This window comes from Pseudomonas sp. W2Aug9, from assembly GCF_023127755.1.
Lineage (GTDB): Bacteria > Pseudomonadota > Gammaproteobacteria > Pseudomonadales > Pseudomonadaceae > Aquipseudomonas > Aquipseudomonas synxantha_A.
The window spans coordinates 205-19,164 of sequence record NZ_SPKL01000031.1 but is presented as its reverse complement, the minus strand read 5'-3'; the positions used below and the strand labels follow the sequence as shown (position 1 = coordinate 19,164).

Sequence of the window (18,960 nt, the reverse complement as noted above, 5' to 3'; positions counted from 1 at the left end):
CATCGTGTCTGATATCGACATTTGTGAGGGTGGCCCACTGAAGTAACGAGCGTGGCGCCCTACTCTTGCGCGCTGCGTATCAACGACCCGAACAGCTCTCCACGCGGCATCTTGCTCAGCTCGATATCGGCATTTTCAAACCACTCTCGCCCGGCTTCCGGATGCGGCCCGCTCAGAACAACCACGCCACGTTCGTAGGTGTAGCGCGCCGCCGCCACGTCGCCATTGTGGTAGGTCGCGATGACCTTGTAGGGCGCCGCGGCGCTGGCTTTGGGGAAGTAAGGGCCGTCCTGGTAAAACACATGGTCAGGCTGACCGTCCCACGTCACCCGCACGGCGGCGTCATCGATACCGGCCACTTCAAAACCGGGGCGGCCGGCTTCGGTGTCAATGGCCTGAGGGATCAGGCCGAGGTTGTTGTCGTCGGCCAGGTAGGCGCCCATGCACAGGCCCAGGTAGCGGCCGCCGTTGGCGACGTAAGCGCGAATGGCTTCGGCACGTGCATCGCCCAGGCTGTCGAGAGCGGCCGGGATGTCCTGGCCGCCACCGGGTTGCACGTAGAGGTCATAGTGCGCCAGGTTCTCTGGCGTGATGTCGATGGGTTCGTCGGCGCCGACGAAGTCGATCTGGTAATTGGGGTTGAGACGCTGCAGGGCGGTTTTCACATTTTCCGAGCAGTCCGGGCAACCTGCCGGGCCACGGTAGATGGCGACATGGGTGATGGCGCCTGCGCCGTGCACGGGTAAAGGGTGCAGCGTAGCAACGGCGAGAAACGTGGCAGCGAGGGCAGGCAGTTTCATGGGGCAGGCTCAACGCTCAGTTGAATGGGTTTGATCCAGTGATCGCAGCGCCAAGCCTATAACGATGAGCCTTTTGAATTCGTGAAGAGTTGTAAACCCACGTGGGCCATTCATCCACTCCCCAGCATCTGCCACAACGACGCGCCCACGCCGGTAATGCTCTCGCCGGCGATCAACCCCGCCGCTGCCGTGATCGCAAAGCGCTGCGTCACGCTCGGCCAGCGACAGCTCACGGCCCAGGTCATGATCGCGCCAAGGGCCATCATCAGCGACACCGACGCAGGCAACACAAACGCTAGTCCCAGGGCTGCCGCACTTGGCAGATAGCGGGCGCGATGTGTGGGTAATGTGCTGTCGAGTATGCCCAGCAGCACGCCGAACAAGCTTGCAATGCCGATGGCCCAGCGGATGCTGGGGGACAGTGAATCCAAACCGTGGGTCAGGGTTTGGGCCACGGCTTTCCAGGTGGCGACGGCCGGGGCCGGCCATTGTTCGGTGAGCAGCATGGTTTGAGGGTCAGGGATCAACGCCAGGTATGCGAATACGCCGACGATGCTGCCGACGAAAATTCCGAGGATCTGAGCGATCACTTGCTTGTGCGGCGTCGCGCCAATCGCTTTGCCCACCTTGAAGTCGTTCATCAGGTCCGTGCACTGCCCCGCCGAACCGCCGGCGGTGTTGGCGCTCATCAGGTTGATCGGCACCTGGCCAGGCGCAACAATGCCAAAGCTCAGCTGGGACAGTTGCCCGATGGCGCCAATCGGCGGAATACCGGTCGCCCCCACCACCCGCGCCGCCACCGCGGCCAGGCAGATCGCCAGGGGAATGGTCAGCAGCGCCATGCCCAGGTTGATACCGAACAACAGCGCTTGCAGGCTCACCACCAGCGCGATCGCCAAGGCAAACCCCACGGCAGGCCCGGGCTTGGGAACCGTCCACGGCGTGCCGCCAGACGCCCGGGTCGAGCGATGCAGTGCCCACAGGCGAATCGCCAGGGACGCCAAGGTGGAACACACCATCAGGCTCACCCCGGGCCACAGCAGCCATTCCACCAGCGCGGCAAATTGCGGACCGTTGCTGTCGGCGGGTAGGCTCACCAAGCCGTTGGCCAACAGCCACGGCCCCAGCCCGCCCCATGCCAGCAAGGCGCCGAGCAGCAGGGTCAGGCCCACACGAATGCCGATAATGCCGCCGAACCCCAGCAACAGCAGCGAAGGGTCTGCGGTGAAGGTCAGGCGCTCCAACGCGGGGCTCGGCGACCAGCGCGGGAAGGCCCACATAAAGGTATCTACCCACTTGACCGATCCGGACAACAGCGCCGCGCCGAGCAGCACTTTCAAGCGCGTGGCGGCTTCGCGGCCATGGTTGTAGATGTGCAGCAGGGTTTCCAGGGTGGCTATGCCTTCGGGAAACTTCAGCGCCTTGTCATTGAGCAATGAAGGCCGCAGGTACCACGCGATCCAGATCCCCAGGAAACTCACCGAAAACACCCAGGCGATCATCGGCAGCGCCGCCAGCTGGTTGCCCGTGAGCAGGGTATAGGCCGGGATGGGCGCGACCAGCCCGCCGGAAATGATCGACGCCGCGGCAGAGGCCACGGTCTGGTTGATATTGCTCTCGTGCAGGGTCCACGGCAGGTGCTCGCCGGAACGCCGGGCCAGGCCCTGCCAGATGCCATAGCCAATCAGCAAGGCGATGATCGACATGTTGAACGACCAGCCGATCTTCAAGCCTGCGTACACATTGGAAGGGGTCAGCGGGATACCCAGCACGATCCCGGTGATGACTGCCCGCAGGCTCAGTTCACGTTCTACAGGCGCGATTGACGAGGAGGAGTGCATGCAGATTCCTTTCGAGAAAAACCAGTGCCGCCTCTTAAGTGAGCGCTGGAGGACTCGAAGGTTCACCTGGTTCCAAATGTGGGAGGGGGCTTGCTCCCGATAGCAGTCTGTCAGTCAGCATTTTTGTAGCTGACCCACCGCTATCGGGAGCAAGCCCCCTCCCACATTGGTCCTCTTCACCTCTGGCTATTTGGCGAACGCATATTCCCCGCCCCGCTCCACCGCCTTGCGGTAAGCCGGCCGCGCCTGGAGCTTTTGCAGCCACGCCGCCAGGTTCGGGTAAGCCTGCAATTTGCCCTGGGCCTGGGCAACTTCACCGATAAAGCTCATCTGGATATCCGCACCGCTGAGTTCGTCGCCCACCAGGTAAGGCGTGCGCCCCAGCACATCATTCAGGTAGCCCAGGTAGTTGGCCAACTCCGATTCAATCCGCGGATGCAGCGGTGCACCCGCTTCCCCCAGCCGCCCCACATAGAGGTTGAGCATCAACGGCAGCATGGCCGAGCCTTCGGCAAAATGCAGCCATTGCACATAGCTGTCGTAGGCGTCGGTGGCCGGGTCGGGTTGCAGTTGGCCGTTGCCGTGGCGGCGGATCAGGTAGTCGATGATTGCGGCGGATTCGATCAGCACGCGGGAACCGTCTTCGATCACCGGGGATTTGCCCAGGGGGTGAATGGCCTTGAGTTCAGGTGGCGCCAGGTTGGTCTTGGCGTCGCGCTGGTAGCGTTTGATGTCGTAGGGCAGGCCCAATTCTTCAAGCGCCCACAGGATACGTTGTGAGCGGGAATTGTTGAGATGGTGAACAGTGATCATAGCGGGCAACACCTTGGGGGATTTAGGAGAAGACTACAGGGTAGCGGTGAAGTGCCGTGAATGTGGCTCAGGCGAGCAACTGATCGATCCACTTCACCTGCTGCACGATCTCCTGCACTTTCTGCTCGGGCACGGCCTGCCGCGCCTGTTCGAGGCTGGCCAGTGTCTTGCGTTTTTCGCGCACTATACGCTGCCACTTCGCCAGGAACTCCTCGCTACGCGCCTGCATTAGCAACGGGCCAAAGTACAGCTGCTCGGCGGTATAGGTGACCGCCTCGGCGCGTTCGGCGACGATGATTTCGTAGTAGAAGCGGTTTTCCAGCAGCAGCTCCTCGTGCAGGATCCGGTAGCCGTTGTCCATCAACCATTGGCGCAGCGGCTGTTCGCCGCCGTTGGGTTGCAGGATCAAGCGTTCGCGGCCATTGAGGTGCGCCTTGCCGCTGTCGAGAATGTCGCGGATCGTTTCGCCGCCCATGCCGCACAGGCTGACGACGGTAATATCATCGCCCGCCTTGATTGCCGCCAAGCCATCAGCCCGGCGCACGGTGATGTGCTGCGCCAGACCGTTGTCGGCCACGGTACGGTTGGCTGCGTGAAACGGTGTAGCGGCCACTTCCCCCGCCACTGCCGCCGCAATAGCGCCTCGGAGCATCAACGCCACCGGCAGGTAGGCGTGATCCGAGCCGATATCGGCCAGGCGTGTGCCGGCTGGCACGTGCGCTGCCACACGCTCAAGGCGCATGGACAAGGTGTGTTGGTTCAACGGTGGTTCCTTATGAGTGCCCGGAAAATCGATCCCGGCTGTTGGTCAAGTGCAGCACCATGGCTGCCCGTGCGGCGTCCGGATCCTGGCGCTTGACGGCGTTGTAGATCGCCTCGTGCTCCAGGTTCGCCAACTGCCCCAGCTTGGCAAAGTCCGCGCCGCCGCGTTCGGCGTCCTTGACCTGGGTGCGCGGGATCATCGTACTGCCCAGGTGCAGCATGATGTCGGTAAAAAAGGTGTTGCCGGTGGCCTCGGCGATCAGCTGGTGAAAGCGCTTGTCTTCCTCCACGCAACTATCGTTGTTGGCCAGCGAGGCCTGGTAGTCGTCCAGCGCCTGGCGCATATGGGCCAGTTGCGCTTCGCTCCTGCGCAGGGCGGCCAACGCCACGGCCTGCACCTCAAGGCCCAGGCGTAATTCGAGCATGTTGCGCACGCTGGCGACCGTGTCCACATGCAGGCGCAGGCCCGGCTGCGTGTGTTGCTCCAGCACAAAGGTGCCGATGCCGTGACGCGTCTCCACCAGCCCCGACGCCTGCAACTTGGACAAGGCTTCACGCACAACGGTGCGGCTCACTCCGTGCTCAAGCACGATGGTGGATTCAGACGGCAGTTTTTCACCGGGCTTGAGTTGCCCGAGCAGGATGCGCTGGGTCAGCGCCTCAACCACGCCCTGGGCCAGGTTGGTTGAGCGTTTACGCACAGGCGTTGGGCTTTCAATGGGCATGAATACAGGTCCGCAGGGTTGGGCAGGAGCAAGCTTATCACCCTGCCCGGAAGCACCGCCCTTTTGCTGCAAAAAACCTCTAACTTGTATGACAACACATCAAATGTTCACCAACTGTATTGCTGATCTGCTCAAAACACTCCACGCGAGTCCCGCTGCGACAACCAATGAAAACGCCTAAATAACCGAACCAACTGGTCAATCACAGTACTTATAAAAACAAATTCACTCATCAGCGCATTGCGATTTCTGAAAAACCACTTGTATGATGTCTGTCAACAAAACAACCAAACCCGCATAAAAACAATCAGGGGGAAGTTTTCAAATGGTGAGCCATTCAAGCCCAGCATCTGCCGTACCCGAAAGTGATTCAGTGCTCGCCCGCGCCGTGAGCAAAGTGAAGCGCCATGTGCTGCCACTGTTCGTGGTCATGTTCATCCTCAACTACATCGACCGCGTCAATATCGGCTTTGTGCGCACGCACATGGAGCATGACCTGGGGATCGGCGCAGCGGCCTACGGCTTCGGCGCCGGGCTGTTCTTCATCGGTTATGCGCTGTTCGAAGTGCCGTCCAACATGCTGCTGCAAAAGGTCGGCGCCCGTATCTGGCTGACCCGCATCATGTTCACCTGGGGCATCGTCGCCACGCTGATGGCGTTTATCCAGAACGAAACCCACTTCTACATCCTGCGTTTCTTGCTGGGCGTGGCGGAAGCCGGGTTCTTCCCCGGCGTGATCTATTACTTCACGCGTTGGTTGCCCGGCGTGGAGCGCGGCAAGGCCATCGCTATTTTCCTCAGTGGCTCGGCGGTGGCGTCATTGATCTCCGGGCCGTTGTCGGGCGCGTTGTTGCAGATCGAAGGTTTTGGCTTGCACGGCTGGCAATGGATGTTCGGCATCGAGGGCCTGGCCTCGGTGGCGCTGGGCTTCTTTGTGTGGTTCTGGCTGGACTCCAAGCCCCATGATGCCAAGTGGATGACCCGCGAAGAACAGGACGCCCTGGTTGACGCCATTGACCAGGAACAGCGCGAACGTGAAGCCCTGACCACGGTGAAACCGACCATCGGCAAGCTGCTCAAGGACCGCCAGATCCTGCTGTTCTGCGCCCTGTACTTCTGCATTCAACTGACGATCTATGCCGCGACCTTCTGGCTGCCGAGCATCATCAAGAAAATGGGCGACCTGAGTGATGTGCAGGTGGGTTTCTTCAACTCGATCCCCTGGCTGATCTCCATCATTGCCATGTACGCCTTTGCGTCGCTGTCGGGCAAGTTCAAGTTCCAGCAAGCCTGGGTCGCGGCGGCCCTGCTGATCGCGGCGGCCGGCATGTTCATGTCCACCACCGGCGGGCCGATCTTCGCCTTCGTCGCGATCTGCTTTGCGGCCATCGGGTTCAAGTCCGCGTCGTCGCTGTTCTGGCCGATCCCCCAGGGCTACCTGGATGTGCGCATCGCCGCCGCCGTAATCGCGCTGATCAACTCCATCGGCAACCTGGGCGGCTTTGTGGCGCCGACCACCTTTGGCTTTCTGGAACAAACCACCGGCTCGATCCAGGGCGGGCTGTATGGCCTGGCCGGCACCTCGGTGCTTGCGGCCATTCTGGTGTTCTTTGCCAAGACTTCACCCTCTGCCGTGTTGGCCTCACCTAGCGCCGTACCGTCAGGCGCCGCCATCAGCAAATCCCTTTGAGCGTCTATAAGGACCTTGCCATGAATACCCCTGTAGTCACCCATTTCCAGGTCATCCCGGTCGCCGGCCACGACAGCATGTTGCTGAACCTCAGCGGTGCCCACGGCCCCTACTTCACGCGCAATATCGTCATCCTCAAGGACAGCAGCGGCAACACCGGCGTGGGCGAAGTGCCCGGCGGCGAGCGTATCCGTGAAACCCTGGAAGACGCGCGCAGCCTGGTGATCGGTCAGCCGATTGGCCAGTACCAGCGCGTGCTTAACCAGATGCGCAGCACCTTTGCGTCCCGAGACAGCGCGGGACGCGGCCTGCAAACCTTCGACCTGCGCATCACCATTCATGCCGTCACCGCCATGGAAGCCGCGCTGCTCGACCTGCTGGGCCAGTTCCTCGAAGTGCCGGTGGCCGCCTTGCTCGGCGAAGGCCAGCAACGCGACGCAGTGAAAATGCTCGGCTACCTGTTCTATGTCGGAGACCGCAACGCTACCGACCTGGCCTACCGCAACGAAGCCGACGCCGATGATGAGTGGTTCCGCCTGCGTCACGAAAAAGCCCTGACCGCTGACGCTGTGGTGCGCCTGGCCGAAGCCGCCAAGGCCAAATATGGCTTCAACGATTTTAAGCTCAAGGGCGGTGTGCTCAGTGGCGATGAAGAAATCGAAGCCGTCACCGCGCTGGCTGAACGCTTTCCCGATGCGCGTATCACCCTTGATCCCAATGGCGCATGGTCGCTGAAAGAAGCCATCCGCCTGTGCCGCGACCAGCATCATGTGCTGGCCTACGCCGAAGACCCCTGCGGCGCAGAAAACGGCTACTCGGGCCGCGAAGTCATGGCCGAATTCCGCCGCGCCACAGGCCTTAAAACCGCTACCAACATGATCGCCACCGACTGGCGCGAAATGGGCCACGCCATCCAGCTGCAATCGGTAGACATCCCCCTCGCCGACCCGCACTTCTGGACGATGCAGGGCTCGGTGCGCGTCGCGCAAATGTGCAACGAGTGGGGCCTGACCTGGGGCTCGCATTCCAACAACCACTTCGATATCTCCCTGGCGATGTTTACCCAGGTGGCCGCGGCCGCCCCGGGTGAGATCACCGCCATCGACACCCACTGGATCTGGCAGGACGGCCAGCGCCTGACCCGCGAACCGCTGAAGATTGAAGGGGGTTACGTAAAGGTGCCGGCCAAGCCGGGCCTGGGCGTGGATATCGATATGGACGCGGTGGCCAAGGCTCATGAACTGTACAAAGGCATGGGCCTTGGGGCGCGGGATGACAGTGTGGCGATGCAGTTCTTGATTCCGGGTTGGGGCTTTGATAACAAGCGGCCTTGCTTGGTGCGGTGAATCAGCTTTAGGAGCGCTCAGCGCAATTTGAGCGTGACGCAAAAAATCCGATGCCCAAACAGGCATCGGATTTCAGTCAGATCAGAAGCTTAGCTGTTTGACCTCTGGCACGTCTGCCAGAGGCCTCTTTGCACTACTGCTGATTGGCGACCTCGAGATCCGCCGTATCCTCCTCAAGGCCAGAGAGAGCAGTGCCATTGATCAGCGGCCCATAACGACGGCTGAACTCCCAGTTGTAGGGCACGTGGTCTTTGTTGACCCCGTTATCCCAATTCACCGACCAGGTCATCAGGCCCTTGATCGACAATCCTTTGTCGTACAAGCGCTTGAATGCATGGGTCACGGCTGTTGGGTTGATCACATAACCGGTGGCAGCCGCGTCGACGTTCGCGGGCAGGCCAATGACGAACTTGTCTGCCGGGATTTTGGTAAACCCCCGCGTTCCGCTCACCAGGCTTTCGGTCAGGTAAAACAGGAAGTCCTCTTTCATCGCGTCGTTGTTCTGGGCAATCCAGGCACCGTTGCCGTTGTTGACCTCCTGCACCCAGATCCCGTCGCCACCCTGGTTGTAATACTGCGGGGCGATGAAGTCGTAATAGCCTTCCAGCGCCTGGATGTAGCCGACGTATTTGCCGGCGGTGGTCAGGTAGGGAAACTCCGGCGCCATGCTGATGATGAAGTGTTTGCCTTGACCGGCGTAGTGGTCCTTGACCAATTTCAACGCGGCGGGCAGGACAGTCTTGTTGTCGGCGAAATCAATCGCGCTCTGTTCAAGATCGATATCCAGGCCATCAAAGCCATAGGTTTCCACCAGGCGGATAATCTCGTTGGCCAGTGGCTGTTCGTTGCCTTTATGCAGTTCGATGTGTGCATCGGCGCCGCCAAGGGAAATCAGCACCGCCCTGCCCTGGCTGTTCAGCACGCCCACCTGGCGACGAAACTCGGCGTCGGACAGGTTGTACGGCTTGAAGGTTGGGATACCGTTGCCCTTCATGAAGGCCACGGCCACCACGTTGTAATCCCTTGGTACGTCCGCCAGGCTCATATTGGCGAACTGGCCACGCTGGTAGCCATCGCTGGGTCCGGCAGGCCAGTTGTGCCAGAAGCCCATGAGGATCTTTTTGCCGGCAATGCTGGGCATCAGCGAAGCGGCATCGTTGAGTGGCGATTGCAGTGAGGTAAAGTCGATATTTGACATGTTCTAATCCTTCAGAACCTGTGGGTTTAATGGTGCGGGCTTATTTGAAGTCCACGTCGAAGGCTTGATAGAAGGCGTTGCCGGTGTTGGCGACGATCCACATCAATACGATCACATGCTGGCCCTTCTTGTTGGCCGGCAGTTTCACTTCATGATTGACCTTGGCCTTCAGTTCGCCGGCATGGCTGTAGTACGGCACCTGGGTATAGAAGTCTTCGGCGAACGGCTGGGTTTCCAGCTGTGCGCGGGTGATGCGCTGTTTCGGATCCCAGCCATCCTTGGTGATCAGCCAGCGATAGCCACGGGTGGTGTGCGGCGCGGTGTATGCCCAGGTGACCTTGAAGGTCTGACCCGGCTCGACATTGAGTAACGGCCAGGTGAAGGCGCGGTTGAGTTTCTTGGCCATTTCCTCGTTGGTGAAGTTGATGCAGTCACGCGCATCGGTCTTGCCACCGCTGAGGATGAAGCCGTCGGCTGGTGGAGTGACGCTGTCACTGTCGGTTTGGTAAGGCGCCGGGAACGGACCGGCCATCAGTGCCGGGAAGTTTTTGCCGCCTTCCATTTCATTGACCTGCCAGGTCTCCAGCAGGCCAAGATCCACGGCGACTGCACCACGACTGGAAGGGGATGTGACACGACCATGGCGAAGCGGTGTCTGGGTTTGTGGTTTGTTCATTTTGTGACTCCATTGATAGTGATTAAGAACTCCCCTTTCTTGAAGGAGAGAACCTCAACCTAACGGAGTCGCTTTTTTTTGCCACCGGCCCATTTTTCACTCATTTTCGTTTCATGAGCGCGCCGCCCCGAAAATACTGGATATATAACCAGTATTATGGGAATAACCTTACGCTGCAAGAGGTCGATTTCCTACAAGACCAGGCGCACATCAACTCTGCTTCTCTCGTCAATCGCTTTATCCGTTCGTAAGGGAATGGCAGGCAGCCGAAAAAGGAGGGCCAGTCAACGTTTACCAATGTGGGAGGGGGCTTGCTCCCGATAGCGGTGTATCTGCCATTGAGAGGTTGGCTGACCTGCCGCAATCGGGAGCAAGCCCCCCTCCCACATTTGCACTGCGTTGTTGTTGAGGCAGCATTTTTCCGCACAACGGCGACCCGCGACTTTCTTTGGTATTAAGTAAACCGGGGCAGACGCTATTAAGATGTCGCCTGAGCCCACCACCCTATCGTCACAGCGGGCTCTACCCTCCCACCCCGACATCGGAAGCGCTCTGCATGAAGCTACCTGAGATCAGTACATTCATTGCTCAATGGCCCTCCCTTGGCGTGACGCAGCCTGCCGCTTGGCGGGTGTCTCAAGACTGCGAAAACCAGATTATGGTCTTGCTGTCACGCCTCGGCACGGGCTACCGGCGTCACGGAGACTGTGCCATCCACGAAAGTGCCATTGTCGAAGAAGGTGCGGTGTTGAAAGGTCCGATTATCATCGGCGAAGGAGCATTTGTAGCAGCGGGAGCCTACCTGCGCGGCGGCGTTTATCTGGGCAGCCATTGCATTGTGGGCCCAAGCTGCGAACTGAAAAGCACCTTCATGCTGGCCGCAAGCAAGCTGGCACACTTCAACTTTGTCGGCGATTCATTGATTGGCGAAGGGGTAAATATTGAAGCCGGTGCAATCATCGCCAATTACCGTAATGAGTTGGATGGGGCGGATATCAAGATCCGCTATGCAGACAATGTGATCGACACAGGGGTAAACAAATTTGGTGCCCTGGTAGGCGACGGCTGCAAAATCGGCGCGAATGCCGTCATTGCTCCAGGCGCAATATTAAAGCCGAACAGTCGTGTTCCGCGTTTGGGGTTGATTGACCATTTCGCCTACGAGTAGCGATAGCCCGTAGACATGTCCTACAGCGCTCTGCACCACCTTGCTCCATTGCCTACAGTTGCGTCAGAATCCGCCGGCTTGTGCGCTTGGATGGGCGTCTCTAAGGTGGCTCGGTCGCTGACAACTCAGTGATCGGGTTTAGTAGCCCGAGGGTCAATTACACTTAGTGCATGAGCTTCATCTATCAGACGTTCCTGTCTGTGCCTGATGGTGGCTGTGCGTAGGGCGCCTTCGGGTGCGCCGGCTTTGTGTAATTCCCCGGTCTACTAACCTGCGTACAGCTGCCACCCTTTCGTTTAGTAGCGAAACGGTGTCGGCCCCACTCAGGAATTACGCATATGTACAAAGTCACACCTAACCCTCCAAACGATCCAAACCTCAAGCTTGATCAGGCATCCCTTAACACCCACGCCGAACCACCTCCCTCACCGCTGTTCAACGTTGCCGACGACGCCAGCAACGAAATGCTCATCGCCAACAGCTACGAAACCTTTTCCTCGGTGACAGCGTTATTGCTTGACCTGTCGGATGAACTGTCAGGCAAACAGCGCGATGTCGCGCTGGCGATTCATCAGCTGAGTGAATTGGGGGTTTTGTTGGTGGACAAATTGATGGCGAGGGAAAGTGCTTCAAGGGTTAGCTAGTCTTGCAGCCACCCGATAGACCGCCGCGTCGTCATGATCGACTTCACGACGACTCGGCAGCACCTAGGCGCCGGTCAGGCCCTCGGAGCCTGGTGGGCGCCCTTTCTCTTGGACCCTCTACCTGAACCGACCGTTTCGGGTCATGCTGCGCCCTCCCTTTCAAGGACGAAAAAAGCATGAAAGCCCGCCTCGCTGCTCTGCTGCTGATGTACCTGACCGCTCCCGCATTCGCCGCTGACAACCCCATCGGTTTCCAAACCACCACCCTGCCCGACACCCTTAACAGCCGCCCGCTGGAAATGGCTGTGTGGTACCCCGCCGCCGCCACTGCCAAACCCAAGCTGATCGCCGACAATGTGGTGTTCATCGGCGTGCTGGCCGTTCCCGATGCGGCGCCGACGCCCGGCAAGCATCCTTTGGTGGTGCTCTCCCACGGCTACGGGGGCAATTGGGGCAAACAGGCGTGGCTGGCCAGTGCGTTGGCGCAGCAGGGTTATATCGTGGCGGCGGTCAACCACCCGGGCACTACCAGCCAGGATCGCAGCGCACAGGCCGCTGCGCAGTTATGGCAACGGCCTAGGGATTTAAGTCGGGCCATTGATGCGCTATTGGCCCAGCCCGAGCCATTCGGTGCGGTGGATAGCGGCCGGATCGCCGTGGTGGGGCATTCCCTGGGGGGCTGGACGGTGATGGAGACGGCCGGTGCGCGTTTTGACCCGGCGCTGTTTGCCCGGGACTGCAGCGCTCATCCGACGTTGGTCGCGTGTACCGCCTACCGTGAGATGAACCCTGAAGGCACTGCGAACGGGAAGGAGCAATTGGCGGCGGACTTGAGCGACAAGCGCGTCAGCGCCGTGGTGTCTTTGGACCTGGGCCTGTCGCGCGGGTTTACCGATGCAAGTCTGGCGGCGCTGCCGGTGCGGGCCTTGGTGATCGCCGCCGGTGTACCGTCAGCGGATTTGCCGGCGCAGATGGAATCGGCCGACATGGCCAAACGGTTGCCAAACGCCTCGACGCAGTACGTGGAGATCCGCGACGCCAATCACTTCAGCTTTATGTCGCAATGCAAACCGGGCGCGGCGGCGGTGCTCGACGCGGATGTGCCCGGCGACAGCATCATTTGTCAGGATGGGCCGGGTGCACGGCCACGACCGATTATCCAGCAGCAGGTGATCACGTTGATCAGCCAGTTTTTGGCACGTTGATCAGGGTTTGATGATGTAGGAGCGAGCTTGCTCGCGAAAAATCTCAACGATAACGCGCGCTTCCAGGTAAAACGTGGCGTGCTGAAGTGCTTCGCGAGCAAGCTCGCTCCTACAGAATAGCGGTTCAAATAAGTATGAAAAGAAGCAAAGACACCTTTGCCTATCAGGCGGTGTACCGCTACCTCATCGAGCTGATCGAGGCCTGCCCTGCCGACGGCGCACGCAAATTGCCGTCCCTGCGCCAACTGGCCCTGCGCCTGGGCGTGTCGGTGTCGACCACCAAGTACGCGTATGCATTGCTTGAGGAACAAGGGCGGATCCGGGCCAGGCCCAAGCTCGGTTTTTTCATCGCCCCGAACTCGGCTCCCGCCATCAACCCAAATTCATCCCCCCTGCTCGACCAGGTCTTCGCCAACGCACGCCAACCCGGCATGCTGGCCCTGAGCAGTGATGCGCCGGCGATGCTGCTGTCGCTGGAGCAGCCTTTGTTGATGCTGGAACGTGAACTGACCCGGCAGTACCCGCGCTCGCTGGCGCCGCTGTATCTGCCAATGGGCGAGCCCGAGTTGCGCGCTGTCTTGGCCGAACGTTACAGCCGCTCTACTGACCATTACTGGCAAGCCGACCAGGTGTATATCGGCTCGGATTTGCACAGCGTGTTGGAGGTCTCGCTCAATGCCTTGAACCTGGCGGGCACGCTCGCACTGGTGGAGTCGCCGTGTTCGTGGGCGATCCTGCGGCAATTGCAGGCGGCGAAAATCCGTGTGATCGAGATGCCCCTCGGCGCAGATGGGCGTTTTGACCTGGGCGCTCTGAACACGCTGCTCAAGCGTGAGCCGATCCGCCTGGCGGTGCTGTCATCGACGGTGAATATGCCCCAGGGCGGTGTGATGCCCGCGCAGGATAAACAGCAGATCTGCGAATGGTTGGCCGAGCAGGATATCTGGCTGTTCGAAAACGACACCTACGGCGAGCTGTATTTCGGCCCGCAACCGGCGCGTTATCGCGACTACGCCGACCCGCACAAACTATTGGTGTTCTCGACCTTCGACAAAGTCATCGGCTCGGAAGCACCCTACGGCTATGTGCTGTGTCGCGGTGCTGGGGCGCCGTTGCAGCAGCAGTTCCTGGAGCGCGGCTTTCGCCTCTCGCCGATCCGTCAGAAAGCCATCGCCAAGCTGTTTGCGTCCAAGCGTATCGACGCCCATCTGAAGGCGTTGCGCGCACGGTTACTGGCGCGCATGACGCAGCTCAAAGCCCTGCTGTTAACCCACGGCAATGGCCAATGGCAGGTGGTCGAACCCCACGGCGGCGCAAGCTTCTGGCTCCGGGCCAGCCGCCCGGTGGATATGCGCCAGGTGTTCGCGCACTTGCTAAGCCAGCGCATCGTCATCGCCCCCGGCGAACTGTTCAGCCAGCAAGGCGCCTGGCCAGATCACCTGCGCCTGAGCTACACACTCGACTGGAGCAAGGACATTGCCCAGGCCGTCCAACTACTGGCCCAGGCGTTGCGTCAAAGCCCGTAGCAGTGCCGGTCTTCGGGAAAACGACCCTGGCGCACATCGTCGGCGAAACGCTCGCAGGCATCGCGAATCACCGCCCCCACATCAGCGTATTGCTTGACGAAGCGCGGCATCGAGCCGCCGCCCAGGCCCAGCACATCCTCGGTGACCAACACCTGGCCGTCACACGCAGGCGATGCGCCGATGCCGATGGTGGGTTGGCTTGAGTCCAGGGTGATCTGCCGGGCCACACCTTCGGCCACCCCTTCCAGCAGCAGACTGAAGGCCCCCGCTTCCAGGTTGGCGCGAGCATCGGCGGCAATCACCGCAGCGGTTTCAGCGCTCAGGCCCTGAGCCTTGAACCCGCCCATGACGTTGACGAATTGCGGCATCAGCCCCACGTGGGCCATCACCGGTACACCCCGTGCAACCAGGAACTCCACGGTACCGGCCAGGGCCTGATTGGCCTCCAGCTTGATCGCATCGCAACCGGTGCGCGACAGCACCTGGGCGCAGTTGCGAAAAGCCTGCTCATACGACTCCTGGTAACTGCCAAACGGCATGTCGGCGATCACACAGGCCAAGCGTGTACTGTCGACCACCGCCCGGGTGTGGCCGATGATTTCTTCCAGTTGCATGCTCAGGGTCGAGGCCCGGCCATAGCCGACCATGGCCGTGGAGTCACCCACCAGGATGAAGTCGACGATCGGATCGATCAGCTTGGCGATAGCGCTGGAGTAGGCGGTCAGGGAGACGATTTTCTGCTGCCCCTTCATGGCGACCAATTGAGGGACAGTCATGCGTTTGGTACGGGTGTGAATGCTCATCGGGGCTTTTCCGTTTGCGCTGGATACTCGGCCCGATTATTGGCGAAACGAAGGACGATTCAATGCACAGATCAGCGCTAAAAAGCGACCCAGGGCCCGGTCACATTTGCTGAAACTGGTATCATCCGCGCCTTTCCCTCTCAGGCTCCGCGACATGAACCGCCAGAAAAAACTTCAGCAGCTCTTCAAGGCCAAAGCCAAAAAGGCCAGCGCCAAACTGGCGCCCAAAAGCAAAGACAAATACATCAGCAAGGCCGACCGCTTGAAGCTGGCGACCGAGGCCGGCCAGGAACCGGTCACGTCCCCCGAGACACCTGCTGAGTAAGGCGCATGGCTGAAGGGGTGGCCGCTTCATACTTGCCCCAGATGCGCCGCAGATGACGCGCCGAACCAAAGCCTGCGCGCTCGGCGATGGTTTCAATGCCCAAGTCCGACTCGGCCAGCAGTTCACGGGCCACAGCCAGGCGCAGGCGGTGCAGGTAGTCCAGCGGGCTGATACCGACATGCTCCTGGAACAAGCGCCCCAGGTGGCGGCTGCCGGTGCAGGCCAGGGCGGCCATGCGGGTTACGGTCCAGTCCTCACAGGGCGCCGCGGCGATGGCGTCCTGCACCCGATGCACCGCCGGGTGCATGTGATTACGCCCGGTTATCCAGGGCGACAACTGCGGGTCGCTGCCGCTGCGGCGCAGGTAAACCACCATGTCCCGCGCTACCGCGCACGCCAGCCGTGGCCCGGCCAGCTCGGCGACCAGGTGCAGCATCAGGTCGATACCGGCCGTGACACCGGCGCTGCAACTGACCGGACCATCGGTCACGTACAAGCGGTTTTCCAGGACCCGGGCCTTGGGCGCCATGGCTTGCAAGGTGGTGCATAACGAGTGGTGCGTGGTGCATTGGCGGCCATCCAGTAATCCGGCGCTGGCGGCACTCAACGCGCCGGCGCATACGCAGATAAGGCGTTCAGCCGAGGGTGCGAAGACGTTTTGCAACCAGTGAGTCAGGTGGTTGCTGGCCGACTCGAACGCCTGCTGGTGTGCCTTGCTGACCTTCATCGTGGAGCCCACCAAGACCACCAGGGTGCCGGGGGCCAAGGTCGGTGGCAGTGGCGCCAGCCCCGTCAGCGGCAAACCGATGGAGGTGTGCAGCGTTGCCACCGGGCTGACGTACTGCAAGTCGAAATCCACCACCGCCGGGTCATCGACCTGGGCGGCCAGACGCAGCACTTCGGCAGGCCCGGCCAGGTCGAGCATCAGTACGTTTGGCAACAGCACAAACAGCACCGGCACACTCATCGATTCACCCCGCCAGGGCCTGGGCGACCGTCACGATGCGGGCGAAGCGGTCATCGAGGACCAGCTCCGTGCGTTCGCGAATCTCGGCCGGCGTATAGACCCGGCCGCTACGCGCGTGGGTCATCGGGAAGGTCAGCGTCGCCTCGCTGACAAAATCCACCTTGAAGCCACTGTCGCAAGCCTGCCGCGTGGTGGTCTCGCAGCATTGCTCGGTGCGGATGCCGCTGATGATCAGCGTGGCGACGCCCATCTCCACCAGGCGAGCGGCCAGGGGCGTACCCGCAAAGGCACTGTGGTAGCGCTTGTGGATCACCAACTGCGGATTGATCGACAGCTCGCTCAGTGCCCTGACGTTGCCCGATTGCATGGAGAAATGCCCCTGGTCTTCAACATGGAAGACTTGTACCACCGGGACGCCCCGCTGAACACAACCGTCGATGAGGGCCTGCTGTTTTTCCAGATAGTCGGGCAGGTCATTTTCGGACCAATAGGTTGAATGACGGAACGAGTGCTGGGCGTCGATCACGATCAGGGCTTTACGGCTCATGGACAGTCCTTTTGGCTTGCATCAGTGGGTGAACGATACAAGCCATGGTAAGGACAACCCACAGCGCACGACAGGCGCAAGGAAGACTACTTCAGGACGGATTCGGACATGTCACCGGGCACGCCATGGCACAACGACTGCCGGGTTCGAAGCCATGGGCGTACTCATCCGCCAGGATCGTTTCCAGACGCGGATCACTGTGAGTAGCGAAGCCCAGGCGCCGGTAGAACGGTGCATTCCACGGTACATGCACAAAGGTGGTCAGGGTCACTGCATGCAGTTGCTGGGCGCGGGCGTGGTTCATCGCCGTTTCCACCAGCCTGCGCCCCCAGCCCTGGCCTTGCAGCGGCCGGACCACGGACACTTCATGGATATGCAGATCGTCGCCAAAGCGTTCTGCGCTGAGGAAACCCTGGGGTTGGTCGTGGTGATCAACCACCACCCAACAGGTCGATAGCGCGATCCACTGCCGATGGCACTCGACGCCAATCGACGCGGCATCCGCCAGCCAAGCCAGCCCTTCGATTGCGCGAAACGCCTGAGCCGCGCACTGCTCGATGGCGGGCAACAAACCGGCGTCTTGCGTACGCGCCAGGCGAATGTGGGCGGACTGCTCAGCAACCACTCAATGCCACCTGGGGCCGTTCGCCGGCAAAGAAGAAGGGCCGCAGGCGCACACCCACGCCATTGCCGATAAACGCCGCCACCAGCCACACCCAGCCATGCAGGCTGCCCGAGGCGATGCCGCTGAAATAGGCGCCGATATTACAGCCATAGGCCAGACGCGAGCCGTAGCCGAGCAGCAGGCCGCCGATCACGGCGGCGATCAACGAGCGTGCCGGAATATTCAGGCTGGGAGCGAAACGCCCGGCCAGGCCAGCGGCCAGCAGCGCGCCAAGGACAATGCCGATATCCATGACGCTGGTGATGTCTTCCCAGACCGGCGCGGCCAGGGCCTTGGCATTGCCCGGCATCTGCCAGAACGCCCAACTCGCCACATCCACACCCAGCCCGCTCGCCACTTTGGCGCCCCACAGCGCGAACGCCGAGGTGATGCCCCACGGCCGCCCAGCCAGGGCCAGGGTGGCGTAGTTGAGCAGCGCCAGGCCAATCGCGCCCCACACCAGCGGCCAGGGCCCACGCAGAAAACGACGCAGCCCTTGATGCTCGCTGTGCACGCCTTGTTCAAGCTGGCCGTGACGGCGCTTTTCCAGGCGCACGGTCACCACCGCAATCAGCGCGAACACCGCCAGGCTCAGGACCAGCGCCGGCAGCACACCGAAACTTTTGACGATGGAAACCGCCGGCAACGACGGCAACGCAAACCACCAGTCGACATGGTGGGTGGCGATCAACGAGCCACAGATAAAGAACAGCAGCGTCACCAACATGCGCGCATTACCGCCGCCCACGGTGAACAAGGTGCCCGATGCACAGCCGCCACCCAGTTGCATGCCGATCCCGAAGATAAACGCCCCGAACACCACCGACACACCGGCCGGCGCCACCAGCCCCACGACCGGCTGGCCGAACAAAGTGCCCGCACCCAGCGCCGGGAAAAACAGCAGCACCGCCACCGCCAGCATCACCATCTGCGCACGCAAGCCGGCGCCACGCCGATCATTGATAAACACGCGCCAGGCCGAGGTAAAACCGAAGGCAGCGTGGTACAGCGTCAGGCCCAGCGCGGCGCCGACCACCAGCAACAACACTTGGCGTGCGCCAACGGTGTTTTGCAGGAACAGGGCGCCCGCCACCAGGATGATAAAGGCTATCAGTGGCGCTGCAGGCTTGCGTGCAGGCGCCAGGGAAAGGGAGGTGCTCATGGGGATCTCGATGGGTTGGAAGGAGGCCAGTATAGCCCCAGACGGAACTTGATCAGGCGCAGGCATTGCCGAGAGGCTCATCGTTTGAACCACCGCCT

Annotated in this window: 18 protein-coding genes and 1 pseudogene; 7 read left to right on the top strand and 12 right to left on the bottom strand. The window is 61.0% G+C overall.

What is annotated here, in order from left to right; genetic code table 11:
* Positions 1 to 59: 59 nt before the first annotated feature.
* The 5 genes from E3O56_RS19720 to E3O56_RS19700 form a co-directional block, all read right to left on the bottom strand.
* Positions 60 to 800 carry a BPL-N domain-containing protein gene (locus E3O56_RS19720; RefSeq protein WP_248128856.1) on the bottom strand — a complete coding sequence of 247 codons (741 nt, stop codon included), beginning with the start codon at positions 798 to 800 and terminating at the stop codon, positions 60 to 62.
* A 110-nt stretch (positions 801 to 910) separates the two neighbouring features.
* The gene (locus E3O56_RS19715; protein ID WP_248128855.1) at positions 911 to 2,641 is read right to left on the bottom strand and encodes an OPT family oligopeptide transporter; all 1,731 of its coding nucleotides are present in this window, start codon (positions 2,639 to 2,641) and stop codon (positions 911 to 913) included.
* A 186-nt stretch (positions 2,642 to 2,827) separates the two neighbouring features.
* The gene (locus E3O56_RS19710) at positions 2,828 to 3,454 is read right to left on the bottom strand and encodes a glutathione S-transferase (RefSeq protein WP_032880196.1); all 627 of its coding nucleotides are present in this window, start codon (positions 3,452 to 3,454) and stop codon (positions 2,828 to 2,830) included.
* 67 nt (positions 3,455 to 3,521) lie between these two features.
* Positions 3,522 to 4,217 carry a tRNA (adenine(22)-N(1))-methyltransferase TrmK gene (locus tag E3O56_RS19705; RefSeq protein WP_248128854.1) on the bottom strand — a complete coding sequence of 232 codons (696 nt, stop codon included), beginning with the start codon at positions 4,215 to 4,217 and terminating at the stop codon, positions 3,522 to 3,524.
* 10 nt (positions 4,218 to 4,227) lie between these two features.
* Positions 4,228 to 4,941: a FadR/GntR family transcriptional regulator gene (locus tag E3O56_RS19700; RefSeq protein WP_148852535.1), complete on the bottom strand. Its 714-nt coding sequence runs from the start codon at positions 4,939 to 4,941 to the stop codon at positions 4,228 to 4,230.
* Positions 4,942 to 5,269: 328 nt separating this feature from the next.
* On the opposite strand from E3O56_RS19700, the gene E3O56_RS19695 reads away from it, so the two are divergent.
* On the top strand, positions 5,270 to 6,631 hold the full coding sequence (locus E3O56_RS19695) for an MFS transporter (RefSeq protein ID WP_216091842.1): 1,362 nt from the start codon (positions 5,270 to 5,272) through the stop codon (positions 6,629 to 6,631).
* Positions 6,632 to 6,651: 20 nt separating this feature from the next.
* Positions 6,652 to 7,977, top strand: a complete 1,326-nt coding sequence (gene gudD, locus E3O56_RS19690) for a glucarate dehydratase (RefSeq protein ID WP_248128852.1) — start codon at positions 6,652 to 6,654, stop codon at positions 7,975 to 7,977.
* 196 nt (positions 7,978 to 8,173) lie between these two features.
* Here gudD and E3O56_RS19685 read toward each other — a convergent pair.
* Positions 8,174 to 9,175, bottom strand: a pseudogene (locus E3O56_RS19685) (chitinase); the annotation flags it as partial.
* A 40-nt stretch (positions 9,176 to 9,215) separates the two neighbouring features.
* The gene (locus E3O56_RS19680) at positions 9,216 to 9,851 is read right to left on the bottom strand and encodes a lytic polysaccharide monooxygenase auxiliary activity family 9 protein (RefSeq protein WP_032880191.1); all 636 of its coding nucleotides are present in this window, start codon (positions 9,849 to 9,851) and stop codon (positions 9,216 to 9,218) included.
* A gap of 556 nt (positions 9,852 to 10,407) precedes the next feature.
* On the opposite strand from E3O56_RS19680, the gene E3O56_RS19675 reads away from it, so the two are divergent.
* The 4 genes from E3O56_RS19675 to E3O56_RS19660 all read left to right on the top strand — a co-directional run bounded on the left by E3O56_RS19675 (position 10,408) and on the right by E3O56_RS19660 (position 14,394).
* Positions 10,408 to 11,019 carry a transferase gene (locus E3O56_RS19675; RefSeq protein WP_248128850.1) on the top strand — a complete coding sequence of 204 codons (612 nt, stop codon included), beginning with the start codon at positions 10,408 to 10,410 and terminating at the stop codon, positions 11,017 to 11,019.
* A gap of 338 nt (positions 11,020 to 11,357) precedes the next feature.
* A complete protein-coding gene (locus tag E3O56_RS19670; RefSeq protein ID WP_248128848.1) occupies positions 11,358 to 11,663 on the top strand; it encodes a DUF6124 family protein in 306 nt (101 codons plus the stop codon).
* A 176-nt stretch (positions 11,664 to 11,839) separates the two neighbouring features.
* Positions 11,840 to 12,868, top strand: a complete 1,029-nt coding sequence (locus tag E3O56_RS19665) for an alpha/beta fold hydrolase (protein WP_103733742.1) — start codon at positions 11,840 to 11,842, stop codon at positions 12,866 to 12,868.
* 134 nt (positions 12,869 to 13,002) lie between these two features.
* Positions 13,003 to 14,394: a PLP-dependent aminotransferase family protein gene (locus E3O56_RS19660; protein ID WP_248128846.1), complete on the top strand. Its 1,392-nt coding sequence runs from the start codon at positions 13,003 to 13,005 to the stop codon at positions 14,392 to 14,394.
* Here E3O56_RS19660 and panB read toward each other — a convergent pair.
* Entirely contained in the window at positions 14,382 to 15,197 is an 816-nt protein-coding gene (panB, locus tag E3O56_RS19655) for a 3-methyl-2-oxobutanoate hydroxymethyltransferase (protein WP_248128844.1), read from the bottom strand. The two genes, E3O56_RS19660 and panB, sit on opposite strands and share 13 nt — an antisense overlap.
* Before the next feature lie 154 nt (positions 15,198 to 15,351).
* Here panB and E3O56_RS19650 point away from each other — a divergent pair, with 154 nt between their 5' ends.
* On the top strand, positions 15,352 to 15,522 hold the full coding sequence (locus E3O56_RS19650) for a DUF2986 domain-containing protein (RefSeq protein ID WP_216091848.1): 171 nt from the start codon (positions 15,352 to 15,354) through the stop codon (positions 15,520 to 15,522).
* Here the strand turns inward: E3O56_RS19650 and E3O56_RS19645 are convergent.
* The 4 genes from E3O56_RS19645 to E3O56_RS19630 all read right to left on the bottom strand — a co-directional run bounded on the left by E3O56_RS19645 (position 15,494) and on the right by E3O56_RS19630 (position 18,862).
* Positions 15,494 to 16,489, bottom strand: coding sequence for a helix-turn-helix domain-containing protein (locus tag E3O56_RS19645; RefSeq protein WP_248128842.1), 996 nt, complete (start codon positions 16,487 to 16,489; stop codon positions 15,494 to 15,496). The two genes, E3O56_RS19650 and E3O56_RS19645, sit on opposite strands and share 29 nt — an antisense overlap.
* A gap of 4 nt (positions 16,490 to 16,493) precedes the next feature.
* Positions 16,494 to 17,036: an isochorismatase family protein gene (locus E3O56_RS19640; protein WP_223019117.1), complete on the bottom strand. Its 543-nt coding sequence runs from the start codon at positions 17,034 to 17,036 to the stop codon at positions 16,494 to 16,496.
* A gap of 91 nt (positions 17,037 to 17,127) precedes the next feature.
* Positions 17,128 to 17,661 (bottom strand): GNAT family N-acetyltransferase, encoded by a 534-nt coding sequence (locus tag E3O56_RS19635; protein WP_248128840.1) that lies wholly within the window; start codon positions 17,659 to 17,661, stop codon positions 17,128 to 17,130.
* Positions 17,651 to 18,862, bottom strand: a complete 1,212-nt coding sequence (locus tag E3O56_RS19630) for a YeeE/YedE family protein (RefSeq protein WP_032880178.1) — start codon at positions 18,860 to 18,862, stop codon at positions 17,651 to 17,653. The genes E3O56_RS19635 and E3O56_RS19630 overlap by 11 nt, the downstream gene beginning before the upstream one ends.
* Between the last annotated feature and the right edge of the window lie 98 nt (positions 18,863 to 18,960).